Here is a 25936-nt window from a genome sequence, read left to right on the forward strand (position 1 = left end):
ACAATGAGACGAGTTTAACTTTGATCATTGCGATTGCAACCTGGATTGATTGCGCGAACTCTCAGGCAAAAGGGTTCTTCAGCGTTATAGTCTGATCACGGCGCGGACCGACGGAGACCAGGACAATGGGACAGCCAACCAGTTGCTCCAGGCGCTGAACATAGCTCCGGGCCTTTTCGGGGAGCTGCTCGAAGCTACGGGCAGCGCTGATATCCGTCATCCAGCCGGGAACTTCTTCGTAGACCGGTTGGCACTGGGCAAACGCCTCCAGGTTGGTCGGCAGTTCCTCCAGCACCTTGCCCTGACACGTGTAACCGGTACAGATTTTAATCGTTTCGAAGTTGTCGAGCACGTCCAGTTTTGTCAGGGCAATACCGGTCAGGCCGTTCACCCGGACCGCGTACCGGAGCACCATGGCGTCGAACCAGCCGCAACGGCGGGGGCGACCGGTCGTGGCGCCGAACTCTGAGCCGTTTTGGCGGAGTTTTTCGCCGGTTTCCTCGGTCAACTCGGTCGGAAACGGTCCGCTCCCCACCCTCGTCACGTAAGCCTTGGAGATGCCGATGATTTCGTGGATGGAGCGGGGGCTCACGCCGGTGCCGGTGCAGGCCCCGCCGGCGCAGGTCGAGGATGAGGTGACGAACGGATAGGTTCCCAGGTCAACGTCCAGCAAGGTCCCCTGGGCACCTTCGAAGAGCAGCTTTTTGCCGGCTGCCATATCCTTGTGCAGTACCAGCGCCGTGTCGGCCATGTAGATGCGGAGTTGATCGGCATAGCCGCAATATTCCTGATAAATCTCCTCGAACGTGAACGGTTGCTCGTTCAGCAGATTCTGGAGCAGGAAGTTCTTTTCCTCAAGGGTTTCCTTCAGCTTGCGGGCAAAGATGTCACGATCCACCAGGTCGCCGAGCCGGATACCGCGGCGGCCGATCTTGTCCTCGTAGGCCGGACCGATCCCCCGGCCGGTGGTGCCGATCTTGCCGGCGCCGCTCTTGGCTTCGCGGGCGATGTCGATCCGCTTGTGATACGGCATGATGACGTGGAGATTCTCCGACAGCAGGAGGACGCTGTCGTCCTGGAACTTGCCGCTTTTCTTCAGATTGGTGATCTCCCGGATGAATACTTCCGGGTCGAGCACGACACCGTTGCCGATGATGCACCGTTTCCCGGCGTGGAGGATGCCGGAGGGAATCAGGTGCAGGACGATCTTTTCGTCTCCGACGACCAGGGTATGACCGGCATTGTTGCCACCCTGGTAGCGGACCACGTCGTCCGCATACTCGGTATAGATGTCAACGACCTTTCCTTTTCCTTCGTCGCCCCACTGGGCTCCCACTACCACTACGTTGGCCATGACCGTCTCCTTGCTATGGATCAAACCTGATGACCGGCATATCCTGCCGGAACAGGTTATCCTTCTTGAGATTGGTTGTTGCTCCGTCGCTTACCCGGAGTAGATGCACTTCGTCAGAGGAACAGTAATCACCACCCACCACCAGTACCCGTTTGATGTTCGTCAGCCGGGCATAGGCAAGGGAGTTGGCGAGGTCGCGTCTGATGATGTCCCTGGCCACCGAATAGCCGCGCCGGCGAAGCTCCTGGGCGATGCGGAGGGCATCCCTGCGGTCTTCCAGCAGGTTGAAGATGAGAAAGTCGCGTGTGGCACGCGCTTCCAGATCGGGACGCTTTTCAAGAGCGTGAAGCAGCGGCAGGATATTGAAGGCGAAACCGGTTGCCGGAGCGGGATGACCATATTTGGCGGTCAGATCGTCGTAACGCCCGCCACTGCAGACCGGTTCGCCGATACCGGCCACGAATCCCTCGAAGGTCACACCGGTGTGATAGCCGAGCCCCCGGATTTCACCCAGATCGATGGTGAGGTAGTCGGCAACGCCATAGATCTCCAGGATCTCCACCACCTGACGCAGGTTGTCCAGCGCCCGGCGGGAACGTTCATTATGGGTTACCCGCTCCGCTTCGGCAAGGACCTCGCGCCCGCCGAACAGCCTGGGGAGGGCACTGATTTCCTCTGCTACCGACTCGGGAAGTTTTTCCCGTTCCAGAAATGCGCGAACCGCAGAGGCATCCTTCTTGGCGATCGCCTCCCGGAGCTCTTTTCCGGCTTCACCGGTCAGCCCGGCGGCAGCCATGATGCCGCGGAAGTACTCGACCTGCCCCAGATCGACCTTGAAGTCGGTGAAACCCAGTTCACGAAGGACCTCCACCGCCATGGCCACCATCTCGGCATCTGCCTCAGGCGAGTCGAGTCCGATCAGTTCGACGCCGGCCTGGTAAATTTCCCTGCTCCGTCCGGACTGGAGCTCGGTATGCCTGAGCACCCGGCCGTTGTAATAAAGGCGGTGGGGGAGGGGGAGGCTGCGTAGGCGCATTGCCTCGATACGGGCGACCTGGGGGGTGATGTCGGACGGAATGGCGAGCAGCCGGCCGGTCTGGCGGTCGTCAAAGCGGAAGGTCTTTTCCCGCAGTTCGTCGTCAAGTCCGATGGAGAGTACATCCTGGAATTCAAGAAGCGGGGTGATGATCCGCCGGAATCCCCACAGTTCGAAGACCGAGCAGATCTTCCCTTCGATATAGCCGATCTTATCGGCCTGCTCCGGGAGAAAGTCGGTGACCCCTTTGGGAAGGGTTGCATCTGTGCCTGTTGCTGTGGTCAAAGCTGTCTCCCGGCTGATACCGCTGCCTGTCAGAGCGACGTAAAGCGCCGAAAATCCTAACAACATACCCTTCTCATGTCAATCAAAAAGGGTGGCCAATAAGCCACCCTTTTTGGGTTCACTGTTCAATGTTCAAGGTTGTGTAACTATTCAAGTTTTGGTTTAAGGTTCCAGGGTTTCAACTTTGAACCTTGAACCTTGAACCGATGTTACTCCACCTTCTTGATCGAAATGGCGCTGGCTCCCTTTTCGATCATGCCGGGGCGCTTCACCACTTCTAGAAGTACCAGTTCCTTGCGTGTGTCGTCATACGCATAGTCAGCCAGGTAGTTCTGGCTCTGCTTGGTGTGCCAGCGTTCTTCCATGGCGGCGCCGTTCCATGCAAAGTTGTACACGGAACTCTTGGAGAAGGAGCGGCTGTTGCCGATCACCCAGAATCCTTCGTTTTTGGGGACGATGATGTCGTTGTTGCGGGTTGTCAAAATTCTTTGCTCAACAAAGATTTTTCTGAACTGTTCTCCGGTGACCCTGACGTTTTGCGGGTCTTCACGGAGAAAATACGTTTCAGAGCCGCCGAGTCGGTCATTGCTCCGCCAGAGCTCTTCGCCGTTCGCTGCATATACGGTCAGATAACCATCCTTGTTGATTGTCACGGTACGGACCGTCCCGTCCTTTTCCACAATTCGGCCGAAGCTGTATATTGTTGCGGAACGCGGGAGTTTCAGCGGATTCTTCAGTTCATACCCGGACCCGGTTTTCACCACTTCGGACACGTCACCGAAGAAATCCGTGTCGCGCCCGGTTTGCTGGCCGTAGAGTTTCGATTTGCCGTCTGTTCCGGGTAGTGCGCGAAAGAAGTATGGCAGATCGCGGGCAATCAGTTTGAAGGTTCCGTTTTCAGTGATCCATACCTGAGAGGCCAGTTCGTCACCGCGCATCAGGGTCACATAGAGCTCGGGGATTCCATCGCCGTCCAGGTCGGCGGTGTCGATGCCGATGATTTTTTCGTTTGCCTTGAACCCCTTTTCGTTAGCAATTAGTGTGAGCTTGTCTCCCTGGCGATAGAGCCGCAGTTCCTGCTCAAGCGCCAGGTAAAGTTCGCGTTCGCCGGACGGGAGCGATTTGCCGATTGCCAGGCCAACCATCGCTCCATCGAGCCGTTGGCCGATCATACCGCTTTCGCCGGCCTGGGCTATATGTTGCGGGCGGACGATGTCGCCGGCTTGTTGGGGTGGTGTCTGCGGGGCAACCAAGGCCGGAGTGGCGATTACTTGTGGATTGCCTGTCGGAACCGATGCCCGCGTTAATGCTGTCTGCGGCTGACCTTGCGGCGTAACAGCCTTGGCCAGCTCTGCATTCAGCTTCTGGGCCAGCCTGGTTACCGCTGGTATGATATCGTCTGTGGAGTCGCCCTGTTCAAAGGCACGGCCGATTACCTTGCCGGCGTTATCTTTTAGTTGCGCATCAAGGCTGAAAACTTTGCCAAAGGCAATATAGGTGCCGGTAATGGTCAGGTCTGCGCCTGACGATGAGTCGGCAATGGATGCGCTTTCGGTTGAAAGACGGGAGGCCAGCAGGCTTGGCAGGCTCGCCTTCAGTTCGTCCCGGTTGGCGGCGCCGGTGACCCTGAATTCCGGAAGGAAGACTTTGATCGGCGCTGCCGGAGCTGGTACGCTGAGCGCCAGAGTCAGGGCCATGGCCAGGAACAACTGCATCAATAGCTTCACCTGAAAACCTCCTGTGGCGTATTTCGCTCACAACCTACTAAATTTTTAGGTAAGACACAAATAGAAAGAGCGGACCGGATGGCCCGCTCTTCAACACAGGTAATTCGTTATTGGCGTATCAAAGCCGAAGGCTGTCAATTTCCCTTTTTGTTCAGCAGCACGTCAAGAAGATCATTTGCTTCGCTCAGCTTGTCCTGCAACTTTTTGATCTCGTCAGCGGTATAAACCTTGGTGCCCTTCTTTATTTCGGCATTCAGCTTCTTGATCTTGGACTGGATGCTGTTGACCTCGGTACTGCAGTTCTTGGAAGCCAGCAGGCACTGGTTCTTCTCTTCCTTGGACATCTGGGCAAAGGCTGGTACCGTTACCGATAGGGCGAAGGCTGCCAGGATCATTACGGCGGCATTTTTCATGTTAAACCTCCTGTTAAGTATGTTTGTAAGCAGGCCGGAGGAGTGGTGGACCTCCGGCCTTGCCTGGTCTTAACTAGAAAATATAACTTAACATTACGCGAGTAGTGTACGGATCGACCGGGTCCTGACCGGAGACAGCATTCTTGTAGTAGGGGCCGAGGAAGAGGTAAGCCGCCTGAAAGCCGGCCGTAAGGTTGTCGTACAGCTTGTAACCGACCTCTACGTTGACTTCTGTGCCGAGGTAATGGCTGCCGTTATTGTAAGTATTCTGGTTTTCCGAGGTGAGACCGGCGCCGACATTGGCACTGGCATAAACCTTCGGTGTAAGGGTTGCATCATAGCCGGCAGTGATAATGACGGCACCCTGGCCATTGTTGTTAATGTTGCTGATAATATTTGTATCAGTGGATGTGCCGCCCTGGGCCAGGTTCCGGTTCAGGAGCATCATGCCCGACTCATTGTAGGAGTTGGTCGGGTTGCCGCCGTTGGGTGTTGTCGTACCAGCTGCCGTTGTGCTGGTAACTGCGCCACCACCAGCAGGTGCTGTCAACGTAGTTGTGTTCAGCCCGTACTTGGTCTGGGAAACGCTCTGCCAGGAGTGATCGACACCGTCGTTCTTGTCCTGGTCGCCAGAGGCGTAGAGGAAGGCGGTTCTGGCAGTGCCGGGGCCGGCCTTGACCTTGGCAGCCACGTTCGCGGCCCAGGCGTTTACAGTTGTTCCTTTGCTTGCCGTCAGGCCATTGGTGTTCTGCTTGCTGAAGCCGGCCTGGTAGGCAGCAAAGCCGCTGATGATTGCCGGACCTACCTTGGCCTCGGCATTGACGCCGAAGGTGTGGAATGTTTCCGGAGCATTGGTGCGGTAGTCGGAGTAGAGGAAGTACGCGCCACCAACGGTCAGGTCCTTGTTGATGTTGTATTTACCCTCCAGGACAGCAATGTCGAAGTTGTCGGTGCCGCGCGGAGTCTTCGCCTTGCCGGTCGTGAGGTCCATAGCTTCATAGGGGCGGAAGTAGCCGATGGCGGTCTGGGCATTGCCGTACCTGGCCGAGGCGTAGACACCGGCAAGATCGGCATCGAGGAAGATGCCCTTGAAGGGGTCCTTATACGCCTGGATCCCGGCCCTGACATTGACCGGAGTGGAGGGGATGTTGAAATCCAGGTAAACCCACTTGGTCTCAAGGTTAACAGCGTCGGATTCCAAGCCGCCGCCCGAGTTTCTGAAGGCAGTGGTGTTGATGTTGGAACCGGTATCTATGCCGCCCTGCGCTTTGTCACCAAAAACCGAATCAATCTCGAAGCCGGTCACCAGTTTCAGGTCGTCGTTGGCTTTGGCGGTGTAGAAAAGACGGGCACGCTGCTCGAAATAGTTGGCGGCCGTTGCACTCGTGGCGGACGGTTTGATTTGTTCAGTCGCACCCTTCTCAGTGTTGCTCAAGAAGTACTTCAATTTGTACGATCCATGGAAATCGTTTTCCAGCGCAGAAGCCGGAACGGCAGCGCTCAGGGCGGCTGCTGCAGAGACTACAATAAGCTTTTTCTTCATTGTATTGCCTCCTTTTATTGTGGATTGAAACTCACTGAAATTCCTGTACGTCGTTCCTTCTTTTTTTTTGCAGTCTCACCCCCTTTCCCTCATGTTCAAGGAAATCCGGGAAGATGAATCCAATACAGTAAAGCCCTCACCTGCGCCTGCCCGCCACCGGACTAAGCGCAATGAAGGCCTTGTTCATCTTCCTATGTTGCTGCAGGTAAGAAGTAGCATCGACACCCGGAATCATTAAAATCCTGCATAAATTAACTATAAATAATTGGTTTGTCAAGTTTTCAAGTCATTTTTGTGAAAAACCGCAGGATTTGTCCGGTTAAGGAGCTCTGCGCACTGGAGGCGGAGAGCAATGGCTGAATAACAGATGAATGCTGATTGTTGCGCGTGTTACTGCCTTATCGGACATGCCGATTGTCTCGACAATGGGCAGTGATCGGCATGTCGTGGCGAAAAAACAGTTGACAAGGAATATAGCATATATTAGTTTAAAGTTAAATTATTAAACGTTACATGGGGCTCACTTGAAAACACCAACAACAAAATTTACGAACAGAGAAAAAAGGGCCTTGAACGCCTACACCAAGCTGATGCGGGCGGCGGAGTCGGTGACCGGCCGGACCAGCCGCCATATGGCTGCCGCTGACCTGACCATCAGCCAGTTCGGGGTGCTGGAGGCCCTTTTTCACAAGGGTTCTCTCTGCCAGCGCGACATTGCCACCAAGATCCTCAAGAGCACCGGCAACATCACCATGGTCATCGACAACCTGGAAAAGCGCGGGTTGGTGCGGCGGGAGCGTGACGCCGAGGACCGGCGCTTCATAACCATCCATCTCACCGATGCGGGTACCCTGTTGATCGCAGAGGTGTTTCCGCGCGTTCTGGCGGCCATAAAGGAAGAGATCGGCATTCTGGAGGAAGCCGAACAGGAAGAACTCGGACGCCTGTGCCGGATACTCGGCTTACGGGAAAGGAGGGGGGCGGGGCACTAAATATTTTTGGATATTTACCTTAACATTAAACCACTTTATCTTAACCAAACAAGCCAAAGGAGAATCACTACCATGAAACGCATTATCAACGTAATCGCAGCAGTTGTTACCCTGGCCATTCCGGTCTTTGCCTCGGCAGCTTCCTGGAGTATTGACACCGACCATTCCAGCGTAGGGTTCAAGGTGCGCCATATGATGGTTTCCAACGTCAAGGGCGACTTCGGCAAGTTCAACGGCGTGGTGGAGATCGACGACAAGGACGTGACCAAGTCCAAGGTGGACGTGGTGATCGACACCACTTCGATCAACACCGGCGTTGCCAAGCGTGACGACCACCTGAAGAGCGCCGACTTTTTCGACGTAGCCAAATATCCGACCATGGCCTTTGTGTCCAGCAAGGTGAAAAAAGCGGGGAACGACAAGTTGAAGGTGTACGGCAAGCTCTCCCTGCACGGTGTTACCAGGGACGTGGTGCTCGACGTGGAAGGGCCGACCAAGGCGTACAAGGACCCGTGGGGGAACACCAAGCGTGGCGCTGTAGCTACCACCAAGATCAGCCGCAAGGATTTCGGACTGACGTATAATGCTGCCATCGAGAGTGGCGGGGTTATGGTTGGTGATGAAGTAACCATCGCTCTTGAGATCGAGCTGCTCAAAAAATAGGGTTTCCTGAAATAGTTCACGAATCGAAAGGAGAAAATAGATGAGCCAAGGTACCACCGTATCGCACGGCCCCATAGTTCTCAATCTGGAGCCGGGCACCTACTACCGCTGCACCTGTGGCAAGTCGAGCCGGATGCCGTTCTGTGACGGTGCGCACGCCGGGAGCGAGTGTGCCCCCAAAGCTTTCGAGATCAAGGAACAACAGCAGGTGTACCTGTGCAACTGCGGGAAAACCGCCAATGCTCCGTATTGCGATGGGAGTTGCAGCAAAGGTTGACAGTTCAAGGCGATCCGGTTTCGGAGCTTTAGATAAGAACATGGGTAAAAAACAAGGGTGACCAACTGGCCATCCTTGTTTTTTTACCTAACGCGATAGAATCGCTGAACATGTCGCTGTGGAAGGTGACCAAGAGCCGGGGTTTGTTCCCCTCTGACGAGCTATGTCTTGTATCAAGTCTTCATTTGGTCTCGATCGAAAAATTATCGAAGAAGACGTAGGAGTCCGCCTTGGACCAGAGGCCGATCCTGCCGTCGATGTTCTCTTTCCATGTGTGATCGATATACTTCCTGTTGTTCAGATACCCCTCGATCTTATTCCCGTTGATGACCACCTTCAAGGTGTGCCACTGGTTCGAGGGAACTGGCACGTTGCGGCTCCATTCTACGGAAGAGCGTCTCCCCCCCTCCATCCTGAAGAGGACGAGGTTGTTCTCCAGGGCGTTGGCGCGAACAACGAGGTAATCGCCGTTCGGCTTGATGTTGAAGGCGATTCCGGCGGCCTGGTCGATCCGGCCGCTTACCCCCTTGAAGGAAACCTCGATGGTCCCATTCCTGAAACTCTGGAATTCCTTGTTTAGCGTGAGGGGGAAATAGCGGTACGTCTCCAGGTTGCCGAGGAACTCGGCATATCTCTCGCCATAAAGCCCCTTCGCCTTTTCCTTGGCGCCTGCGGCCATGAGCCCCTGTTCCCCTTTCCTGCCGTCAACTGCGTAAACGTTTCGGTTGCCGTCTCTGTCGATGTGCCAGTTGCCGACCAGGGAGCTGAACGCCCTGGCTTCCGCCTCCGGCGCATCATTTTTGTAGTCGAACTTCTTGACTGCCCCGGCAAGAACCGGAAGCGCTACAAGGCCAAGCACGGATAATGCTAACACGATGATTCTGAAACCTTTCATCCTGGGTACCTCTCTTTGTCCGTTCCTTCCTGCTGCGAAAATCACAGGACGTTCAGGTGATTTGACCGTTCCGGCCGTGACTGTCATAAGCGAATCTGCAGTCCCAGATAGAGCAGGAGGTTGGGTTCACCGCTGGCACCGCTCCTGAAGCTTCTGCCGATAGAGGCCAGGAGACCGTATTTCTTGTCAAAATCCCACTGGGTGCCGACATTGAAAACGACTTCGTGTTTTTTGAACTCCTTTGTGGAGCCGCCGTGGACCTCCCCCAACAGGGTGAGGTCCTCCCGGATCTCGTAGCCGCTGCTGAGGCCATACAGCCATTCATCGTCATTGTGCTGCCGGAAGGTGTAGCCGACCTCTCCGTTGAGCCAGACCGGCCCGAACTTCTTCGTGGCCTGCAGCGGCAGACGCAGGTCCGTTCCTTCATCCACGATGCCGCGATCGGCGGAGTTTGTGGGATTGTTGAACTCGAACTGGGGATAGACCGACATGGCCACGCCGTCCCGCTTTTCATCGAGGAACCGCCACTTCATGCCGGCGACCGAATTCCCCAGCCCGCTTTTCGTCCCGACCCCGTTTTCATGGAGCACCAGCCAGGGGACCTCGTACTTTAACTGTATATTGTCGCCGACACCGTAATTGAGGTCGAGAATCGGTGTCTGATGGGTGACCACGGTGTGGCGTTTGTCAAGAGTATAGGCGATGTTTATCTCCCAATGCTTGTCTCCCGGTGTGCCGGTGTCGTCGGTCTGGAGGGGGGGGCCTGCAAAAGCAGGCCCCGTGGAAACAAACAGCAGGGAGATGATGATCAAAAGACGCTGCACCATGCGTTACCCCTTCTTGACTTTGATGCTGAGGGTGGTGCTGTTGATCTCCGTCTGATCTTCTTTGAACGATCGGTCGTTGTACCGGTTGAGATCGTAGATCAGGCGGGCCTTCACAGTGTATTCGCCCGGTTTTAAAACAGGCATCCAGGAAAGTATCCGCTCCTCTCCGGCGCGGATGATGGGCTCGTGGAGGCCCTGGGCATCGGCCTGCGTTGCTGCGATGGCATCGGGACGCTTCTTGTCCTCTTCCAGGAATTTCCGGTCATCCGGGCGGGGGCCGTACCAGGGGGCGAACATCCACTCCTTGGTGGCAACCGTCTTCCCGTTCTTGTCCAGGAGTTCCACGTTCAGGTAGATGGCCCGGCGGTTGGAACCGGTCGGGACCGAATGGCCCGCTCCAACGTTGATGACATGGAACGCCAGGCCCGATTTGCCTTCATCCGGTTGGCTGATGGCCATGCTGAGGGCGCTGGCGAGCCGTTGCCGGGAACGTCCGCCGGTCCAGAGGTGCCGTGCAATCGCCCGTTCGGGATTATCGAAATCCTCCGCCACCTTGCGCATGGTACGCGGCATGTGACAGTCCTGGCACTCCTGCTTGCCGAGCCCCGGCTTGTTGAAGTCGTCCCGCCACTCCAGGAAGGTCTGGGTCTGTTTGCCGACCACCCGTTTGCCCATGCTGTGGCAGTAGGCACACATGGCCGAGGTCTGGATGGCGGGGTCTGCCACGGTTTCATGGGGCGCCTTGACGCTGTGGGGGCCCCTGATCTTTCCTTCGGGGGTAAGGTGGCAGCTGGCGCAGGTAATCCCAACCGCCTCCTTCCCTTTCGGCCGCGCTTTCGGCTTGGTCATCTCCGGGACATTCATGTCGGGGATGGCGAACGGTTCCGGATAGTGGCAGACGTTGCACGATTTCCCCTCTTCCTCAGCCTCCCGTGCATGAATCGGGTAAGGCTCCACCCCGGCAAAGGCATGGGCTGTGGCCGTGGCCGAGACGTTGGCGGGCATTTTCAGCGTTTCGCCCTCCTTGGTCGGGATCGTGGTCGGCTTGTAATGGATGTCGCTCCCGAAACCGAAGGCGAACTCCCGGTAGATCGCCTTATGACAGGCGCCGCAGGTTTCCGCCGGGGTCGCGGTCCCCTCCGGGAACGGCATCCCTTCCGCCATGGCCGTGGCTGCGAACGACATCGCCGCCACCATTGCCGCGATAGCGGCCCTTACGATTGATCTTGCATTACTGTGCATTGAGTGCTCCTTTCCTGGCTTTTCGCCACCTTCATTTTCTTGATCACGAGATTTTCCAGTGTACCGCGGACAGCACAATTCTAAAGGTGCTCCCCTCTCCCTCCTCACTCTCCAGTTCGATCCGTCCATCATTGACCTCCACGGCCCAACGCGTAATGGCGAGTCCCAGCCCTGTTCCGCCCATATCCCTCGACCGCCCCTTGTCAACGCGATAAAAGCGGTCGAAGATCCTGGCCTGATGCTCTTTCGCTATCCCGGGGCCATCATCAATGACCTCGATGATCGCCTCTCCCGCCGTGCTCCGGACCTTCACCCGGATATGCCCCTGCTTTGGCGTGTACTTGACAGCGTTATCCACCAGGTTGATCAGTGCCTGGCGCAGGGTCGTGGGGTCGATCCCGGCGATGACCGGTTCCGGTGCATCGACGACCAGGCTCTGCTCCTTTTCTTCCGCCAGCACCTGGATACAGTCGGCCACCTCGACTGCCAGCAGCGAAAGGTCGGTCGGCTCCCGCTTTACCTGCACCGAACCGGCATCCGCCCGACTCAGGGTCAGCAGGCTGTCCACCAGCTTCGTCAGGCGGTCCGCCTCTTCGAGCATGCTGGCGACCACTTCGCGGCAGGCGGCCGCATCGGCATTTTCCTGCAGCCCCACCTCGCCGACGCTCCGGATCGCCGTGAGAGGGGTCCGCAATTCATGGGAGGCGTCGGCGGTAAAGCGGCGCAGCCGCTCGAACGAGTCCTCGATACGGGCAAAGGTCTGGTTGAAGACCGTTGCCAGCCGGCCGAACTCGTCATGGGGGTCTTCAATGGGGAGCCGTTCGGAAAGGCGTTCGGCGGTTATCTCCCCGGCCTTTGCTGCCATGGCGCCGATGGGAGCGAGCGCACGCCCTGCCAGAAAATAGCCGCCGATGACTGCCAGGGCAAGGGCGAGGGGGATGCCGAACAGGAGAATGATCGCCAGGCTCTCCAGGCTCTGCCGAAGCGTTTGCTCGTCCTCGGCAACGGCAACGAAGTAGGTGTGTCCGGGAGCGGCCACCGTGAATATCTTCAGCCTATAGTACAGGTCGTTGGGCGCTTCCCATGACCATGGAGCAACTAAGCGCCTGCCGGCAACGGCCTTTTCCAGTCCGAACCGGCTCCAACCGTCGGTTTCAGCCAGTACCTCATTTCCTTCGCTTACCTGGAAAAGGGCAACCGAACCATGTTGGGCCAGCTCGTTCATTTCATTCGGCTCATCGCGGGCAACCCGCGTAACCGTGGCGAGGTCCCTGTACAGTTGGCCGTCGATCTGTCGCAGCAGGCTGGAGCGGACAAAGAGATAAATGCCGAGAGCGAAGCAGAGGACGATCCCCGCCAGGGCAGCCGTATACCAGATGGTCAGCCGAATACGGACACTGGCCGGTTTCAGTCTCATGCCCGCTCCTCCTTCATCACAAAGCCGAGACCGCGCACGGTCTTTAGGAGCTTATTGTCAAAGGGGCCGTCCACCTTGCGCCTCAGTCTGGCAATGTGCACGTCGATTACGTTGTCCAGCGGCGTGGAACGGTCCTTCACCTGCCACACGTCACGAGAGAGCATTTCCCGGGAAACTATGCTCCCCTGGTTGCGCAGCAGGTACTCCAGGAGCTCAAACTCCCTGACGGTGAGCTCGATCTGCTCGCTGCCCCGTGTTACCTTGCGGGTTACGAGGTCCATTTCCAGATCGGCCAGAACAAGTCTGAGCAGCTGTTCTTTCCTCCCCCTGCGCAGGATAAGCCTGATACGGGCGAGAAGTTCGGGAAAGGCAAACGGTTTGACCAGGTAGTCATCAGCGCCGCTGTCGAGCCCCAATACGCGGTCTTCCACCGTATCCCTGGCGGTAAGGATCAGAACCGGCGTCTCAATCCCACGTTTTCTCAGGGTAGCGAGAATTTCGATTCCATCCCGTCCCGGAAGCATCAGATCCAGGAGTACCAGGTCGAATATCCCGGCATTGAGCTGGAAGAAACCGTCCTCGCCGGTGTGGGCCAGGGTGACCAGGTACGATTCCGCTTCCAGCCCCTTCCTGAGGGCCTCGGCCACCTTCTTTTCGTCTTCGATCACCAGTATGTGCATGTTATTTCCTTTATCCGGATTATCGTTAACTGCCGGTATAATGACAACTGAAGTAATCCTGACAAAATGTTCAGAAACCGCAAGGAATTGACTGCCGTTTGCAACGTTATATGGATTGGCTGAGGGGCAGGTGCCGGGCGACGAATCTCGCCGGAACATCCAGGATAACGTGAAGTCCGGCGTTGACTTGCCACCGGGCACGTTGACAGTTCAAGGCGATCCGTTTTCGGAACTTTACGGAAAAAAATGGGCAAAAAACGAGGGTGACCAACTGGCCACCCTCGTTTTTTGTTAACAATAGGTATTCTTGTTTGAATTCTGAATGAGAACGTCTCTATCCCTTAAGCTTCAGGGCGATCCGCGCCACATGCGCCCCCTGGAAGCGGGCACCGGCCAGCTCATTGTCGCTCGGCATCCGTTCACCCTGGCCACCGGCGATGGTCGAAGCGCCGTAGGGAGAACATCCCGTAATTTCCCCGACCCCCATCTGACCGGCGAAAGAGTATGGCAGGCCAACCACTACCATCCCCTGGTGCAGCAGCGTTGTGTGAAAGCTGAGGATGGTCGATTCCTGGCCGCCATGCTGGGTGGCGGAACTGGCGAAGACACTGCCGACCTTGCCGACTAGTGATCCTTTGACCCAGAGTCCGCCAGTGGCGTCCAGGTACTGGCGCATCTGGCCACACATGTTGCCGAAGCGGGTCGGAGTACCGAAAACAATGGCATCGGCACCGGCCAGGTCATCCACTGTAGCGACCGGGATATGGGCCATGCCCTTCTGGGCTTCAAGTGCTCCCATCATCCCCAGCACCTCATTGGACAGGGTTTCCGGTACGCGCTTGACGATTGCCTCGCACCCTGCCACCTCGCGAACCCCTTCAGCAACCGCTTCGGCCATCTTGTAGATGTGCCCGTACATACTGTAATAAACGATCAACACCTTACACATGATTTGTTCCTCCTTTCAAATAACCGGGCATTGTGCATGCACCGGCACTACGCCATCACTTTACAAATGTACCCCGCTGGTATTCATCAAAAGCGGTTTTCAGTTCCTCCTGGGTGTTCATGACAATGGGGCCGTACCAGGCGACCGGTTCGCCGATCGGCTTGCCCGAAACGAGCAGAAATCGCACCGGTTTATCGGTCGTAGTGGCTTGTACGACATCTCCCTCATGTTCGAACAATACCACAGCTTCCGGCTGGCAGACGCAGCGGCGCTCCAGGTCAGACCAGCCAGCGCTGGCCATTTCATGGGCGTAGGCGTCGCGGCACTCGTCGAAATACCCTTCGCCGGCCAGAATATAGGCAAAGGCGGTGTGCCCTGCCGGCAAAGGGCGCTGAAAGACGGTTCCGGCAGGGACACTGATGTCCAGCATCTCCGGCTCGATGACGATATCCTTTACCGGTCCCTGTACCTCCCCGACCGTGCCGGCAATGACCTTCACCGCTACACCGCCCTCCAGTGTTACTTCGGGGATATCCGCCGCTTTCACGTCACGGTAGCGGGGTGGCATCATCTTTTGAGCAGCCGGCAGGTTGGCCCAGAACTGGAACCCCCACATGGTGCCGGTGGGACTCTCCTTGGGCATCTCCTGGTGGATGATGCCGCTGCCGGCGGTCATCCACTGCACGTCGCCGGCGCCGATCACCCCCTTGTTCCCCATGCTGTCGCCATGTTCCACCAGCCCCTCCTGCACGTAGGTAATGGTCTCGATGCCACGGTGGGGGTGCCAGGGGAAACCGGGCAGATAATCGGCGGGATTGCTGGAATGAAAGTCATCCAGCATCAGGAACGGGTCGAACTGGGGGACCTGGGAATAGCCGAAGGCCCGCTTGAGATGGACGCCGGCCCCCTCGATGGTGGGCCGACTCTTGAACAGCTTCTTGATACGGCGTGGGGTCATGGGAAACTCCTTTCTACACAGCTTTATCGGGCAGTTGGTCAGCCTATCCGGACGGCAAGCATGGAGACCGAGCCCCCATCCACCCCCTCGACCGGAAAACTGACGGGGTCATCTTTCCTGCGAAGCCCAAGCACGTAGAGTAGCGGCAGGTAGTGGTCAGGGGTCGGAACCGAGAGCATGGCGTCACGGCCAAGCCCCTCGTACGCGACAAGGGGGGCATCGTCCCCTGCGAGCAGCAGATCCCGCGCCCGCTTCTCGAATCGCACGGCCCAGTCATAGGCATTGACTCCATCCCTTCCCCAGGCGTAGGAGTGCAGATTGTGCACGAGATTGCCGCTGCCGGCGACCAAAACCCCCTCCTCTCGCAGCGGTGCGAGCCGTTTACCCAGTTCATAGTGGAAGGTGGAAGGCTGCCTCTCGTCGATGGCAAGTTGCACGACGGGAATATCGGCATCGGGAAAGACGTGGGTCAGCACCGACCAGGTACCGTGATCAAGCCCCCAGCTTTCGTCGAGCTCCACCGGCAACGGGGAAAGGAGATCCCTGACACGCCGGGCAAGCTCCGGACTGCCGGGTGCGGGATAGGCGACCTCGTACAACTCTTGCGGGAAGCCGCCAAAATCGTGGATGGTGGGGGGAGCAGCATTGATCGTCACCCCGCAGCCCGGAATGTACCAGTGAGCGGAGACGGCAAGGATGGCGCGGGGACGGGGAATGGATCTGCCGATGGCTCGCCACCCCTCGGTGTAGACGTTTTTCGACACGGCATTCATCGGGTTGCCGTGTCCGAAGAAGATGGCTGGCATCAGGTCAGTCATTGAAAACCTCTATATCGTCAGCGTCGCGTCCATGGTGATGGTTGTGTTCAAAAGCCGTGAAATGGGGCAACCCGCCTTGGCGTCCTGCGCCAGTTTGGCAAATCTCTCCGGGGTGGCCCCCGGTATGGTGGCGATGACCTCCAGATGGCTTTCGGTGACGGTCCAGCCCTGGTCTCGGTTCTCGAAGGTCACCGTGGCGGTCGTGGCGATCTTTTCCGGGGTAAGTCCGGCACTGCCAAGCTGGGCCGAGAGTGCCATGGAAAAACAGGCGGCATGGGCAGCGGCGACCAGTTCTTCCGGATTGGTGCCGATCCCGCTCTCGAAGCGGGTGCCGAACGAATACTGAGTCTGTGAGAGTACGCCGCTTTCCGTCGAGATGGTACCTTTCCCGTCCTTGAGAGTGCCTTTCCATTCGGCCGAAGCTTTTCGTTTCATGTAAATCTCCTTATGTGTGGTGAACATGAAAATGGCTTTGCGCGGTAGGAGTCCATCACTCGTGCCGAATAGGCCAGTTCCTGATATCACGCGCCTGTTCCCGGAATGCGATCAAAAGTCATGGTCTGCGCGCCACGACAAACAACTCCAGGCTGATCATGTCATGCACCAAATGCATCCCAAGATGTTCGAACATCCTGCACGAGCCGTAGCAGATATTCCAGAGGGTACGGTCGATGTCGAAGGCCGCATGGGCCTGGATGCTACCATCCTGCTGCGGAGCGACTGTGGCCGGGAAACTGATCGGCCGGGTCACGTCCTTGATTGTCAGCTCACCAGTGACAATCCCTTGGGGCGCTTCCGGCGAAGCCCCTACCTGCGCTTCCCATCCGTTCAGTGTGAACGAGGAGGTCGGATAACGTTCAACCGCGAAGAAGTCATCTGAAATGAGATGTCTTATCAGCATATCACGCCAGCCAGGGTCCTGCAGATCAAGATTGGAAATCGTCGTCATATCCAGCACGATGTTTCCCGTTGACAGTTTCCCGTTGGCAATGACCAGCTCTCCCGCCTGGATGGTGATGCGGCCATAGTGACGTTTGTTGAGGTTGCGGCCGATCCACTCCAGTGTGCTTTTTTCGTTGTCGATCCGGTAGGTGCCGTCCCGCAGCTCCGGTTCGGTCACAAAAGCCTGCTCATCGGCCTCCACCGGCAGACCTGCGTCGCGCCAGGCAGCAAGCCCCCCGGAAAGGATGGAAACATCAGCGTACCCTGCCTGAAGCAGCCGTTCGCGTGCCAACTCGGCCGACCTTGTTGTGCCGGTGGCATCGTAGACTATCAGTTCAGTATCACGATCAGGGACTTGTTCGGCTATATGGTCGAGAAATACCATCTCGTAGATACAGACGTTTTTGGCACCTGCCACATGGCGGATGGCGTACTCTTCCGGCGTCATCACATCGATTACCACCGCACCGGCGTCGATGCGGTGTACCAGTTCGTTGCAGGACAAGATAACACTCATTGTAATCAACTCCTTTCCTGATGAGGTCAGTCGTAATTAGTGGACATTTTCCGCCTGCTATCAATGCAGAAGTCTCATTTCGGCCGCGAGGTGGTCCCGATCCGCACCTCTCCTGTCAGGGTGCGGTGCACCGGACACCGCCCGGCGATCTCCAGCAAGCGCTGCCGTTGCGCCTCGTCCAACTCACCACGAAACTCCAGCTCCCGCTCTATACTATCGATCTGGCGGTTCTTCTCATCGCAGTCGCGGCAGTCTTCGGCGTGAACCTTTTGGTGAGAAAGCCGCACCACCACGTCCTCCAGCGGCCACCCCTTGCTGCGTGCATACGCCCGAAGCGTCATGCCGGTGCAGGCGCCAAGGGCGGCCAGCAGGTACTCGTATGGAGAAGGCCCCTCGTTGCCGCCGCCGAATTCTATAGGCTCGTCGGCTATCAGAGGGAAGCCGTTGGCGAACAGTTCGGTACGAAAGCTGTCCGCCGCGGTTCGTGCAGTAACACGGGTATCGATAACCTCCGGCGGGGTACGGGAAGGAGTCGACGTATCGGGAAGCTCTAGGTAGCGACTGGCCCAGGCAGCGATGATTCCACCTGCATAGCGGGAGTCCCGGGCATCGGACAGAAGGTGGTCGGCCGAGTCAAGGGAAATGAAGCTCTTGGGGTGATGAGCGGTCCGGTAGATGTCGGCGGCGTTTTCAATCCCCACCACCTGGTCGCGGGGGGAGTGCATCACCAATAGTGCCGCCTTGAGCCGACGCAGCGTCTCGGCCGGTTGCTGAGACTCCAGGTCGTCCAGCAGGCTCTTGCGGATGGTGAACTCGCGGCCACTGATGCTGACAGTGGCTTGACCAGCCTCCTCGATCTGTTCCGTCGTCACTCCCAGCAGCCTTCGCACGTTGGCAGGGTCGAACGGAGCGGCGATGGTGACTACGACGGTCGTCGAGAGAATATCCACTGCGGCCGCCAGAACGGCCGCACCACCCAAGGAATGGCCGATGAGCAGCCGGGGGGCCTCATATTCACGCTCCAGAAAGCGGGCAGCCGCGACCAGATCACTCACCTCGGAGGAAAAGGTCGTCGCGGAGAAGTCCCCCTCGCTCTCCCCCAGGCCGGTAAAGTCAAAGCGCAACACGGCGATGCGCCTGCTGCTCAAGGCGCGCGAAATACTCACCACGGCCTTGAGGTCCTTGGAGCAGGTGAAGCAGTGAGCAAACAGGGCATAGGCCAGCGGCTGTTCGTCCTCGGGGAGTTCCAGCCTGGCGGCAATCAGTTCCCCCCGCCCATTGGGGAAAGTGATTTTCTTTGTGTTCATCAATACCCCCTGCTCTCTGGCCCGTGCAACGTTATGATTTTTCGATACCCGCTGCCAGCTCGTCGGCCAACGTGCGCAGGGTGGCGGACTCTTCCAGGCCGTCCAGAAACCGTTGTGGAATTCGCGAAAGACCAACCTGAGCGCCAACAAGAGCGCCGGTCAGGATGGCGCGTGCCTGGTTTTGGCCGCCCCCATTGACAGCATGCAGCAGGGCGGATTCAAAGTCATCGTGAAAACGGGCCGCCAGGTAATAGGCCGCCGGTAGCTGGTGATAGATGGCACACGGCATGCCATAAACGATTGACACTTTCCAGGCCGGTTCGATGCGAATGTCCGGGTCCGCAGAGGCTGCAGCCATATAGGACGGGGTCAGCAGGGCATCCGGAGAGGCAAACCTCCCGGCGCGAGGCGGGTCAGGATCACCGGGGCGCGGTGGCTGTAGATTGTCGCTGGTAACCGCGTGGAAAGGAAGTGCTCCATCATGCACCAGTTTCATCAACGTGCCTGACAACCTGGTATCCAGAGTATGCCCTTGGACCAGCAGACCCAAAACTGATCCAAAGGCAACAGTCATTGACACCACCGTACCATCGTTTTGGGTCAGGATGGTGTTACTGGTGATGGTGCTGGCCAATCGGGCAGGATCAAGGGCATAACGCACCGCCAAGGCCAAGGTGCGTTCGATTGCCTCTGTTGTGTCGGCGTGGCCTCCGGTCTGTCCCCAGGGCAGTTTCTGCTGTACCCTCCGTTGCCACAAGTCGCGAATCGACTGACTGGTATAGCCGCCTGGTCCGTTCATGGGGGTGCCGTCCAGTAATGGCAACAATTCTTCATCCATACGTCGACAAAAATCCGCTTCATCGTACTGTCCGCACACAACCAGCGAACGTAGCGTTAATTTCAGGATACAACCGGCCTGGGAAAGTTGTCCGGCCTTTAGTCCGGCGTGGTAGCGGTCAGGTTGGGGATCGGTATAGCCGTTGATCCACTCGCCGTAGTCGCGGCGCAACTCGGCAAGATCGTAATACCAGTGCGGCCCGAGACCCAGTGCATCGCCGATAAAGGCACCCATTATTGCACCGGCGGCGCGGTCCTTGATGGTTATGTCTGACATTTTTGGTCTCCTGCGTCTCCGATCAGTGAATAAGATCGGAGAGTCGCCCATGTATATTACTTCACCAATGGGCACGAAACCGCCTAAGTGCTCAGAACGCGAAGCAATCGCAGCCGAAGCCCCAGAAGTCACTGTAACGGGGTGCCCCGGCTTTACAGCCGACCTCGAGCTGGTGGGCCGCATGACGGCAGCCGTGCGCACGGCATTCGGCGGAGTGCTGGTGCTGAGGGGCCGGGACACCGTGCCGAGCGGCTTTGCGCATGTCCAATGGCGCGCCGTACCCGCCATACACCTTTATGGGTGACCATTCCGGCAGTACCGGCAGCGGAACCGGGTCAAGGCTGGAAAATTCCGCGGCGCCGTAGACAACCTTCCCGTCAACGATGGTCAGGACGGACTCGATCCCCTTGATGCTCTCTTCCGGCACCGAGAAGTAATCCGCGGTGAGCGCGGTGACATCCGCCAGCTGGCCGACGGCAATGGCCCCCTTTCTGCCGTTTTCACCTGAAAACCAGCTGCTCCCCTGGGTATAGAGCTGCAATGCCTCCTCCCGGCTGAGGCGGTTTGCTCCGGAATACAAGGGGGCACCGCCGACAGTCTTACCGGAAACCAGCCAGTAAAGGGCAAGCCAGGGGTTATAGCTGGACACGCGTGTTGCATCGGTGCCCGCTCCCACGGGAATGCCGAGATCAAGCATTTTTCGAACCGGAGGAGTCTGCTCCGTTGCCTGCTTCCCGTAACGGTCCAGGAAATACTCGCCCTGGAAGGCCATGCGGTTCTGGATGGCAATGCCGCCCCCCAAGGCCTTAACCCGTTCCAGGCTGCGGTCGGAGATGGTTTCGCAATGGTCGAAGAACCACTTTGTCCCGTTGAAGGGAATCTCGCGGTTCACCTCTTCGAACACGTCCGACATGCGGGAGATGCTCTCGTCATAGGTGGCGTGAATGCGGAACGGCCACTTGTTGGCAGCCAGCAGCGACACGACCTCTTTCAGGTCCTTTTCCAGGTTGGACGGGAGGTCGGGACGGGGTTCCAGGAAATCTTCGAAATCCGCCGCCGAGTACACCAGCATCTCTCCGGCGCCGTTGCAGCGGTAGAAATCGTCACCCGTGCCGGGTGCGGTCAACTTCATGCAGCGCTGGAAATCTTCTTTTTCCTCTTTGGGCTTTTGCGTGAAAATGTTGTAGGCCATGCGCACGGTCATTTCGCCCCGCTTGTGCAGTTCCTCGATGATGGCATAGTCATCCGGGTAGATTTGCGATCCGCCCCCCGCGTCCACCAGGCTGGTGAGGCCAAGGCGATTCAGTTCGCGCATGAAGTGACGCGAAGAGTTCATCTGATGTTCGGGCGGCAGCTTGGGCTGCTTGCCGACGGTGGCGTACAGAATGCCGGCGTTAGGCCGGGCAATGAGCAGTCCGGTGGGATTGCCATGTTTGTCGCGCTGGATCTCGCCAGCGGGCGGATTCGGGGTGTCCTTGGTGTAGCCACAGGCGCGCAGCGCGGCCTGGTTCAATATGCCGCGGCAATAAAGATGCAGGACGAAGACCGGCGTATCGGGGGCGACGGCGTTGATCTCATCGAGCGTGGGCATGCGCCGTTCGGCGAACTGGAATTCGCTCCAGCCGCCGATGACCCGGACCCATTGGCCGGGAGGCGTGCGCTCTGCCTGCTCTTTCAACATGCGCAAGCCGTTGGCGAGAGAGGGGATGCCATCCCAGCGCAGCTCCAGGTTGTAGCTGAGCCCGCCACGGATGACGTGCATATGCGAATCGTTGAGACCGGGTATGACCCGCCGCCCCTTGAGGTCGATCCTCCTGGTTTTGTCGGTGGCGCTGCCGAGGAGTTCTTCCCCCCCGATGGCGGTTATGCGTCCTCCGGTCATAGCCACGGCCGAGACCAGGGGGTGGGTATTATCGAGGGTGGTGATCTTTCCGTTGTATAACATCAAGTCGGGTGCATTCATGGCGTTGCCTCCCGGTCCTGTCTTTCAGCACTTGTTGTGGCATCAGCGGCCAGCAGCCTTCCGGCTGGGGGGAGCGCCGTGCACCATGGTGTAGGCGTATTCGACACCCTGGCCGTACGCGCCGCAGTGCTCCTTCACCACCTCAATAACGGCGTCGTAGGTGTCCTTGCGTGCCCAGTCACGCTGGTATTCAAGGAGGACCTGCAAAGCAGTCATCGGTGCTGCGCCAGCCTGCTCGATGCGTCGCATGGCTGCATTGTGGGCGACAACGCTGGTTCCTCCCGAGGCATCTTCCACGGCATACACGTCATAACCTGCCTTCAGTGCCTCCAGGGCCGGGAATGCCAGGCAGACTTCGGTCCAAAGGGCCGCCATGACCAGCTTCTTGCTCCCGGTAGCCTTCACTGCCGCTACAAATTTCGTGTCCTCCCACGAGTTCATGGAACTCCGTTCGACCGGCTCCTGGTTGGGGAAGATGTCGAGGAGTTGCGGCCACATGTTGCCGGAGAAGCCTTTCGACTCCACAGTGGTGAGGATGGTGGGTACATTGAAGATTTTTGCCGCCTTGGCCAGTAGCATGACGTTATTAAAGAGGGTCTGCCGGTCGATGCTGGCAACGCCAAAGGCCATCTGGGGCTGAAAATCGATGAGGATGAGGGCCGAGTTCTGCGGATTGAGCAGTTCAGTGTAGTTCATGATGTGACTCCTGTTCTGTGCAGCATCTTGATTCTTGTAATAAGTGTAGATTTGCAATTCATGAATTCAATCAACTAATTCCTTGACCCCCTATAACAAAAAGTTATAGTTGATTGCCATGGAACTTCGCCACCTCAGATACTTTGTCGCTGCCGCCGAAGAACTCAGTTTCAGCGGCGCGGCCAGGAAACTGCACATTTCCCAGCCGGCCATAAGTCGTATAATCCGGGAACTGGAATGTGAACTGGGGGTCAGTCTCTTTACCCGGGAACGGCTTGGTCTCCGCCTGACGCCAGCCGGAGAGCAGTTCCTTGTTAGTGCACGCAAAATAGTACGCGACTGCGAAGAAGCGGTGCATGCCCTGAAGTATCCTGTTAACTTGCGGCAGAAGCTGGTAGTGGGCTTTATCCCCACCGTACTCGGGTCTTTCCTGGGTGATGCTCTCAAGAAATTTCGGGGAAATCATCCAAGGGTAGAGTTAAGCGTACGTGACATGCTGCCGGGGGATCAGATTGCTGCCCTGCGCAACAGGGAGATTGATCTGGCCTTTGTCGGGAATCCCTGCGAGGAGTTGGATAACGAATTTGATATTCTGATAATACAGGAAATACCATTGCAAGCGGCACTACCGGCAACCCACCGGCTTGCCGGCGAGGTTGCGATTGATCTCAAGGATCTCGAACGGGATGCGTTTCTCGGCCTCGTCGAGGGGAAATTCCCCGGCCGAAACCAGACGATCAGCAACGCCTGCATTAAGGCGGGGTTCAGACCGGTATTGACGCATAAGGCCAGCAGTCTCGTCGAGGTGGTGGGGATGATCGGTGCAGGTATGGGCGTGTGTCTGATGCCGAGTGATGTCAGCAGCCAGCCACACCCCAATGTGGTGTTCGTTCCCCTGAACGACGATATAGAGCCTGTTCGCCTTGCCACCGTATGGCTTCCCGACAATAAGAATCCCGCTCTTCGCTATTTGCTGGAGTGTTTGAAAGACTGAACATTCGTGCGAAGAACCATGAACCTGAATTCGACAGTTTACGAGGTCCTCCTTCGCTCCGATTCCCCTTCAGCTGTGGCTCTACGGCTCATTTCGCCGCAGCCGGGAACTCCCCGGGTTCAAACTACTCTCCGTCTTCCCCTCAGGACGGAATCATTGCCGCAAACTCCCGTTCAACCTGCTTGGGGGCCTTCAACAACATGGCATGGACATGTTGAGACATGGGGTCGGGGAAAATCTCTTCATCACCGTTCTCCAACCCAGCAAGAATTGCATCAGCAATCTGGTCCGGCGTTGCCTTGGGTATCTCCTGGCCGGCCGTCATTCGCGTATCCACCGGGCCGGGATAGACCCCGATCACCTTGATTCCCCGGGGAGCCAGTTCGGCGCGCACACCTTGCAGCAGGGAGTGGCCGGCCGCCTTTGAGGCGCAATAGGTGCCGTTGAGCGGCAGATTGACCAGGCCGATGATTGAGCTGATATTGACGATAGCCCCGTCGCCACGGGCGGCGATTATCGGTGCGAATGCACGGCACATGGCCAGGGTACCGAAGAAGTTGACTTCCATCTCCTCGTGAGCGCTTTCCATACCGGTTGGGCCCATGAACCACATGCAACGATTGACACCTGCGTTATTGACCAGCACATCCACGTCCTTGCAATACTTCGCAACGGCCTCCACACTTGCGGCATTGGTCACATCCAGCCGGACTGCGAAAAGCCTGTCGGGATCGAGACGAGCCAATTCCTCCACGGCGTTAGCGGTACGTGCTGCGGCATAGACCTTTGCCACCCCTTTGTCCAGCAATCTTTTGACCAGAGCCTTGCCGATGCCACCGTTGGCGCCGGTAACCAATACGGTTTTTCCTTTGAGATCCATTATTGACTCCTTTTTTTATAAATTCGGAAACCTGCCCATTAATAGGGTTAAAGGTCTCGATAACGGCACGAAACACTATGGAGTGAACTGGTTAGCTCCACGGTACCACAGTCCTCCACCCTTTTCAGCCATGATCTTCAGCTGCCGGGCAGCCAACTTATGTTCTTCAAGGGTGTTCCCTGCTTGTAATACAGGGAAGGGGTGAGCAGTATAAAGAAAATATGTGTATCCCCGTAACCGTCCCGGTTGAGGATGTCATGCATGGTTGACGCAATGACGTTATGCCTTTCCTGGGTCCTCGGGAACATTAATATCTCCAGCGAACGTGGCGTTGCCGTTATCTGGGTGATATTCAGAAGTTCGATCTTGACAATTTCCCGGGGGACTGCGGCGACACGGGAAAATTCCTCCACGAGCACGGGGCATTCTCTCCTCAAAAATTCCCCGTCAAATCCCTTGAATCTCAGGTAAGGCATTGTGTTCTCTCCTCTCTACAAAAAGTATTCCCGGTGTTTTTGTAGCCTCAATCTACGACGGCCACTTGCTGGATTGCTGTACCGGCGGTCGTGCGACTATCGTGCAGGTCATGCCCGCAACAAGGGGAACATTGTCCGGCAGGTGATCTATCCTGATCCGCACGGGAATCCGCTGGGCGAGCCGCACCCAGGTGAAAACCGGGTTGACGTCCGACAGGAGTTCCCTACCAGTCGGGTTGTCGTGATCGGTTATGCCTCGGCTGAAACTCTCGACGTGTCCCTGGAGGGGCGAGGTAGTACCCATAAGCCTGATTTCGACCTGCTCGCCCTGATGCAGGAGATGAAGCTTCGTCTCCTCGAAATATCCGTAGACCCAGAACGAATTCTTGTCGATCAGGGCCAGATTGGCCGCCCCCGCCGTTGCAAAGTCGCCGGGATGAACGTTCAGATTGGCGATATAGCCGGCAACCGGCGCACGCACCTCGGTCCGGCGCAGGTTCAACGTGGCCGTCTCCACGGCGACCTCGGCCTCCTGATACGCCGCTGCGGCTGAATCGGCCTGAGACATGGCGTTCTCCCGACTTTCAGCGGACACGGCGATTCCATCCAGATTTGCCCGCCGTTCTGCTTCCTGCCGGCGCATGGTCATCACCGCCTTGCTGGCGGCAAGGCGGGCTTTTGCCTGGTCGAGGGCCAGGCGGTAGCGTTCCGGATCGACGACAAACAGCAGATCACCCTTGTGTACCAGCTGGTTGTCCTTGACCGACACCCGCACGACGATACCGGAAACATCGGACGCGATATTGATTACGTCTGCGCGGACCTTGCCGTCTCGGGTCCAGGGCGAATTAATGTACTGTTGCCACAATGTCCTGCTCAGCAGTGCGGCGGCGGCAACGATGGCTACGGTTATGACGAATTGAAGCAGATGCCTTATTTTCATAGGGACATTCCTTTAATGGTATACGTGC

At 57.4% G+C, this 25936-nt stretch carries 26 protein-coding genes; 4 read left to right on the top strand and 22 right to left on the bottom strand.

What is annotated here, in order from left to right; translation table 11 throughout:
• Window positions 1-61 precede the first annotated feature (61 nt).
• The 5 genes from JN12_RS14805 to JN12_RS14825 form a co-directional block, all read right to left on the bottom strand.
• Entirely contained in the window at window positions 62-1354 is a 1293-nt protein-coding gene (locus JN12_RS14805) for an adenylosuccinate synthase (RefSeq protein ID WP_145024103.1), read from the bottom strand.
• A gap of 13 nt (window positions 1355-1367) precedes the next feature.
• Window positions 1368-2675 carry an ATP phosphoribosyltransferase regulatory subunit gene (locus JN12_RS14810; protein WP_407925387.1) on the bottom strand — a complete coding sequence of 436 codons (1308 nt, stop codon included), beginning with the start codon at window positions 2673-2675 and terminating at the stop codon, window positions 1368-1370.
• A 209-nt stretch (window positions 2676-2884) separates the two neighbouring features.
• Window positions 2885-4402, bottom strand: a complete 1518-nt coding sequence (locus JN12_RS14815; RefSeq protein WP_246125881.1) for an FG-GAP repeat domain-containing protein — start codon at window positions 4400-4402, stop codon at window positions 2885-2887.
• Window positions 4403-4536: 134 nt separating this feature from the next.
• Entirely contained in the window at window positions 4537-4815 is a 279-nt protein-coding gene (locus tag JN12_RS14820; protein WP_145024107.1) for a hypothetical protein, read from the bottom strand.
• A gap of 73 nt (window positions 4816-4888) precedes the next feature.
• Window positions 4889-6358: a histidine kinase gene (locus tag JN12_RS14825; RefSeq protein ID WP_145024109.1), complete on the bottom strand. Its 1470-nt coding sequence runs from the start codon at window positions 6356-6358 to the stop codon at window positions 4889-4891.
• Window positions 6359-6927: 569 nt separating this feature from the next.
• Between JN12_RS14825 and JN12_RS14830 the strand changes: the two genes are divergently transcribed.
• From JN12_RS14830 to JN12_RS14840, 3 genes are all read left to right on the top strand, one after another.
• On the top strand, window positions 6928-7350 hold the full coding sequence (locus JN12_RS14830) for a MarR family winged helix-turn-helix transcriptional regulator (RefSeq protein ID WP_281287739.1): 423 nt from the start codon (window positions 6928-6930) through the stop codon (window positions 7348-7350).
• A gap of 72 nt (window positions 7351-7422) precedes the next feature.
• A complete protein-coding gene (locus JN12_RS14835) occupies window positions 7423-8013 on the top strand; it encodes a YceI family protein (RefSeq protein ID WP_145024111.1) in 591 nt (196 codons plus the stop codon).
• A 40-nt stretch (window positions 8014-8053) separates the two neighbouring features.
• Complete coding sequence (locus JN12_RS14840) at window positions 8054-8290, top strand: CDGSH iron-sulfur domain-containing protein (RefSeq protein WP_145024113.1); 237 nt, start codon at window positions 8054-8056, stop codon at window positions 8288-8290.
• A gap of 181 nt (window positions 8291-8471) precedes the next feature.
• Here the strand turns inward: JN12_RS14840 and JN12_RS14845 are convergent, their stop codons facing one another.
• The 14 genes from JN12_RS14845 to JN12_RS14910 all read right to left on the bottom strand — a co-directional run bounded on the left by JN12_RS14845 (window position 8472) and on the right by JN12_RS14910 (window position 22615).
• A complete protein-coding gene (locus JN12_RS14845; RefSeq protein WP_145024115.1) occupies window positions 8472-9185 on the bottom strand; it encodes a family 16 glycoside hydrolase in 714 nt (237 codons plus the stop codon).
• Window positions 9186-9268: 83 nt separating this feature from the next.
• A complete protein-coding gene (locus tag JN12_RS14850; protein ID WP_145024117.1) occupies window positions 9269-10012 on the bottom strand; it encodes a transporter in 744 nt (247 codons plus the stop codon).
• A 3-nt stretch (window positions 10013-10015) separates the two neighbouring features.
• On the bottom strand, window positions 10016-11254 hold the full coding sequence (locus JN12_RS14855; protein ID WP_145024119.1) for a hypothetical protein: 1239 nt from the start codon (window positions 11252-11254) through the stop codon (window positions 10016-10018).
• A 43-nt stretch (window positions 11255-11297) separates the two neighbouring features.
• On the bottom strand, window positions 11298-12671 hold the full coding sequence (locus JN12_RS14860) for a sensor histidine kinase (RefSeq protein WP_145024121.1): 1374 nt from the start codon (window positions 12669-12671) through the stop codon (window positions 11298-11300).
• Window positions 12668-13351, bottom strand: a complete 684-nt coding sequence (locus JN12_RS14865) for a response regulator (RefSeq protein WP_145024123.1) — start codon at window positions 13349-13351, stop codon at window positions 12668-12670. The genes JN12_RS14860 and JN12_RS14865 overlap by 4 nt, the downstream gene beginning before the upstream one ends.
• A 334-nt stretch (window positions 13352-13685) precedes the next feature.
• Window positions 13686-14300: an NAD(P)H:quinone oxidoreductase gene (gene wrbA / locus JN12_RS14870; protein ID WP_145024125.1), complete on the bottom strand. Its 615-nt coding sequence runs from the start codon at window positions 14298-14300 to the stop codon at window positions 13686-13688.
• A gap of 55 nt (window positions 14301-14355) precedes the next feature.
• Window positions 14356-15258, bottom strand: coding sequence for a pirin family protein (locus JN12_RS14875; RefSeq protein ID WP_145024127.1), 903 nt, complete (start codon window positions 15256-15258; stop codon window positions 14356-14358).
• Between the two features lie 38 nt (window positions 15259-15296).
• Window positions 15297-16076: a 4,5-DOPA-extradiol-dioxygenase gene (ygiD, locus tag JN12_RS14880; protein ID WP_145024128.1), complete on the bottom strand. Its 780-nt coding sequence runs from the start codon at window positions 16074-16076 to the stop codon at window positions 15297-15299.
• Window positions 16077-16085: 9 nt separating this feature from the next.
• Window positions 16086-16511: an OsmC family protein gene (locus JN12_RS14885; RefSeq protein WP_145024130.1), complete on the bottom strand. Its 426-nt coding sequence runs from the start codon at window positions 16509-16511 to the stop codon at window positions 16086-16088.
• A gap of 118 nt (window positions 16512-16629) precedes the next feature.
• Window positions 16630-17535: a YceI family protein gene (locus tag JN12_RS14890; RefSeq protein ID WP_145024132.1), complete on the bottom strand. Its 906-nt coding sequence runs from the start codon at window positions 17533-17535 to the stop codon at window positions 16630-16632.
• 74 nt (window positions 17536-17609) lie between these two features.
• Window positions 17610-18842 carry a bifunctional alpha/beta hydrolase/OsmC family protein gene (locus tag JN12_RS14895; protein ID WP_145024134.1) on the bottom strand — a complete coding sequence of 411 codons (1233 nt, stop codon included), beginning with the start codon at window positions 18840-18842 and terminating at the stop codon, window positions 17610-17612.
• 31 nt (window positions 18843-18873) lie between these two features.
• Window positions 18874-19956 carry an ADP-ribosylglycohydrolase family protein gene (locus JN12_RS14900; RefSeq protein ID WP_145024136.1) on the bottom strand — a complete coding sequence of 361 codons (1083 nt, stop codon included), beginning with the start codon at window positions 19954-19956 and terminating at the stop codon, window positions 18874-18876.
• Between the two features lie 91 nt (window positions 19957-20047).
• On the bottom strand, window positions 20048-21919 hold the full coding sequence (locus tag JN12_RS14905) for an amidohydrolase (protein ID WP_145024138.1): 1872 nt from the start codon (window positions 21917-21919) through the stop codon (window positions 20048-20050).
• Between the two features lie 42 nt (window positions 21920-21961).
• The gene (locus JN12_RS14910) at window positions 21962-22615 is read right to left on the bottom strand and encodes a hydrolase (RefSeq protein ID WP_145024140.1); all 654 of its coding nucleotides are present in this window, start codon (window positions 22613-22615) and stop codon (window positions 21962-21964) included.
• Window positions 22616-22733: 118 nt separating this feature from the next.
• Between JN12_RS14910 and JN12_RS14915 the strand changes: the two genes are divergently transcribed.
• Window positions 22734-23609, top strand: a complete 876-nt coding sequence (locus tag JN12_RS14915; protein WP_145024142.1) for a LysR substrate-binding domain-containing protein — start codon at window positions 22734-22736, stop codon at window positions 23607-23609.
• 142 nt (window positions 23610-23751) lie between these two features.
• Here JN12_RS14915 and JN12_RS14920 read toward each other — a convergent pair whose 3' ends face one another.
• The 3 genes from JN12_RS14920 to JN12_RS14930 form a co-directional block, all read right to left on the bottom strand.
• Window positions 23752-24489 (bottom strand): SDR family oxidoreductase, encoded by a 738-nt coding sequence (locus JN12_RS14920; RefSeq protein ID WP_145024144.1) that lies wholly within the window; start codon window positions 24487-24489, stop codon window positions 23752-23754.
• A 137-nt stretch (window positions 24490-24626) separates the two neighbouring features.
• The gene (locus JN12_RS14925) at window positions 24627-24965 is read right to left on the bottom strand and encodes a DUF1904 family protein (RefSeq protein ID WP_145024146.1); all 339 of its coding nucleotides are present in this window, start codon (window positions 24963-24965) and stop codon (window positions 24627-24629) included.
• Window positions 24966-25017: 52 nt separating this feature from the next.
• Complete coding sequence (locus JN12_RS14930) at window positions 25018-25908, bottom strand: efflux RND transporter periplasmic adaptor subunit (protein WP_145024149.1); 891 nt, start codon at window positions 25906-25908, stop codon at window positions 25018-25020.
• Window positions 25909-25936: the final 28 nt, after the last annotated feature.

Source organism: Geobacter argillaceus, assembly GCF_007830735.1.
Classification (GTDB): Bacteria; Desulfobacterota; Desulfuromonadia; order Geobacterales; family DSM-12255; genus Geomobilibacter; species Geomobilibacter argillaceus.

Excerpts from the sequence above, each read along its gene's own strand:
- JN12_RS14915 (WP_145024142.1), top strand. The coding sequence starts at position 22,734 with ATGGAACTTCGCCACCTCAGATACTTTGTCGCTGCCGCCGAAGAACTC.
- JN12_RS14920 (WP_145024144.1), bottom strand. The coding sequence starts at position 24,489 with ATGGATCTCAAAGGAAAAACCGTATTGGTTACCGGCGCCAACGGTGGC.
- JN12_RS14910 (WP_145024140.1), bottom strand. The coding sequence starts at position 22,615 with ATGAACTACACTGAACTGCTCAATCCGCAGAACTCGGCCCTCATCCTC.
- JN12_RS14855 (WP_145024119.1), bottom strand. The coding sequence starts at position 11,254 with ATGCACAGTAATGCAAGATCAATCGTAAGGGCCGCTATCGCGGCAATG.
- JN12_RS14820 (WP_145024107.1), bottom strand. The coding sequence starts at position 4,815 with ATGAAAAATGCCGCCGTAATGATCCTGGCAGCCTTCGCCCTATCGGTA.
- JN12_RS14875 (WP_145024127.1), bottom strand. The coding sequence starts at position 15,258 with ATGACCCCACGCCGTATCAAGAAGCTGTTCAAGAGTCGGCCCACCATC.
- JN12_RS14850 (WP_145024117.1), bottom strand. The coding sequence starts at position 10,012 with ATGGTGCAGCGTCTTTTGATCATCATCTCCCTGCTGTTTGTTTCCACG.
- ygiD (WP_145024128.1), bottom strand. The coding sequence starts at position 16,076 with ATGACTGACCTGATGCCAGCCATCTTCTTCGGACACGGCAACCCGATG.
- JN12_RS14925 (WP_145024146.1), bottom strand. The coding sequence starts at position 24,965 with ATGCCTTACCTGAGATTCAAGGGATTTGACGGGGAATTTTTGAGGAGA.
- JN12_RS14860 (WP_145024121.1), bottom strand. The coding sequence starts at position 12,671 with ATGAGACTGAAACCGGCCAGTGTCCGTATTCGGCTGACCATCTGGTAT.
- JN12_RS14835 (WP_145024111.1), top strand. The coding sequence starts at position 7,423 with ATGAAACGCATTATCAACGTAATCGCAGCAGTTGTTACCCTGGCCATT.
- JN12_RS14890 (WP_145024132.1), bottom strand. The coding sequence starts at position 17,535 with ATGAGTGTTATCTTGTCCTGCAACGAACTGGTACACCGCATCGACGCC.
- JN12_RS14845 (WP_145024115.1), bottom strand. The coding sequence starts at position 9,185 with ATGAAAGGTTTCAGAATCATCGTGTTAGCATTATCCGTGCTTGGCCTT.
- JN12_RS14840 (WP_145024113.1), top strand. The coding sequence starts at position 8,054 with ATGAGCCAAGGTACCACCGTATCGCACGGCCCCATAGTTCTCAATCTG.
- JN12_RS14895 (WP_145024134.1), bottom strand. The coding sequence starts at position 18,842 with ATGAACACAAAGAAAATCACTTTCCCCAATGGGCGGGGGGAACTGATT.
- JN12_RS14905 (WP_145024138.1), bottom strand. The coding sequence starts at position 21,919 with ATGAATGCACCCGACTTGATGTTATACAACGGAAAGATCACCACCCTC.
- wrbA (WP_145024125.1), bottom strand. The coding sequence starts at position 14,300 with ATGTGTAAGGTGTTGATCGTTTATTACAGTATGTACGGGCACATCTAC.
- JN12_RS14805 (WP_145024103.1), bottom strand. The coding sequence starts at position 1,354 with ATGGCCAACGTAGTGGTAGTGGGAGCCCAGTGGGGCGACGAAGGAAAA.
- JN12_RS14865 (WP_145024123.1), bottom strand. The coding sequence starts at position 13,351 with ATGCACATACTGGTGATCGAAGACGAAAAGAAGGTGGCCGAGGCCCTC.
- JN12_RS14825 (WP_145024109.1), bottom strand. The coding sequence starts at position 6,358 with ATGAAGAAAAAGCTTATTGTAGTCTCTGCAGCAGCCGCCCTGAGCGCT.
- JN12_RS14900 (WP_145024136.1), bottom strand. The coding sequence starts at position 19,956 with ATGTCAGACATAACCATCAAGGACCGCGCCGCCGGTGCAATAATGGGT.
- JN12_RS14930 (WP_145024149.1), bottom strand. The coding sequence starts at position 25,908 with ATGAAAATAAGGCATCTGCTTCAATTCGTCATAACCGTAGCCATCGTT.
- JN12_RS14885 (WP_145024130.1), bottom strand. The coding sequence starts at position 16,511 with ATGAAACGAAAAGCTTCGGCCGAATGGAAAGGCACTCTCAAGGACGGG.